The sequence below is a fragment of the Oleiphilus sp. HI0117 genome, from assembly GCF_001635235.1.
This window is the reverse complement of sequence record NZ_LWGA01001445.1, coordinates 1-1,022: the sequence shown is the minus strand read 5'-3', so window position 1 is coordinate 1,022 and position 1,022 is coordinate 1. Positions and strand designations below refer to the sequence as shown.

The 1,022-nt window shown below is 43.4% G+C and carries 2 protein-coding genes; one reads left to right on the top strand and one right to left on the bottom strand.

Features of this window, described 5'->3' with window-relative positions:
• Positions 1-406, bottom strand: a 406-nt coding sequence (locus A3757_RS24175; protein ID WP_156506555.1) for a tRNA(Met) cytidine acetyltransferase TmcA domain-containing protein, incomplete at its 3' end; no start/stop codon positions are given.
• A gap of 163 nt (positions 407-569) precedes the next feature.
• On the opposite strand from A3757_RS24175, the gene A3757_RS24170 reads away from it, so the two are divergent.
• On the top strand, positions 570-1,022 hold a 453-nt coding region (locus A3757_RS24170; RefSeq protein ID WP_156506554.1), incomplete at its 3' end, for a hypothetical protein.

Here is a 1,022-nt window from a genome sequence, read left to right as displayed (position 1 = left end):
TTGTTTTAGATAACTCTGACTCGTCACTGCACATGCGGCGATAGTCTGGGTCAGGTGCTTTAGCCAAGTCAGCGAGAGGGGGCACCATGATGATAAATAAGCCTCCTCCGCGAACAAGTCCAGATGCTCCACCAAGTCCGTCCGGGCTTAAGCCATCGAAGCCATCCCAAAGCAACAGATTACAATCACCACCCAAGAGGCTTTTAACTTTATGTGCAGAAACAGACTTAAAGCCTTTAATAGGTTCGGAGGCGCTGATATAAATAGCCTCATTTATATCGCCGAAAAGCGAGTTGCTTTGAACCGTATCTAAACACCAATTCTTGTCGCCACTAAGCACTACGGGGTAGCGACAGAAAGACTGCTGGGCAGCGTCAAAAATATTGGAGAATAGCTTTTCAAGCATAGTGGCTTCTTAGTAAATAGGGCGATAAAGAATTTAAATGACCGGCAAGGACAAAAATTTAAGTAAACCTGTAATTTCAGAAGTATGTGTCTATGCTTGAACTAAAACAAGTCTTTGCATGTATCAGTGTCTTGACCTGTCATAGAGTAAGAGAGGAAGCGTTTTGAAAGAAAGTCAGAAACCGGGGAGAACGCAGTTCATTATGATGTTCTTTGCCTTTTCATTTGGCATGGTTCTAGCCAACCTCTTGGCTCAGAATGCTGCGCAGAAAGAAGTCGAAGAGCGCGCCCCTTTATTGGTTTATAAAGGCATTGATAAAAATCTCGAAGACCTGTCGCCAGAGTTTAAGGAACGTATTAGCAAGTTAGAGCGCGAGAGGCGCAGAACTCTCGAAATGGCCGCTTTGCAGATGCATATTTATCAGTATGCGAAAGATCATAAGGTGAGTGCTGAGCAGGCAGGCAAAACACTTTTTCCAAAGTCTGAATATGAAGTTGATAGTCAACGCGTGAGTGACTTTTATCATGCTAACCAGGAGCATATTGCCAAGCCTTTTTATCAAGTCGAGCAGGAAATTACGGCTCAGCTTGAATATCAAAGTGTGAAAAATCTAAAG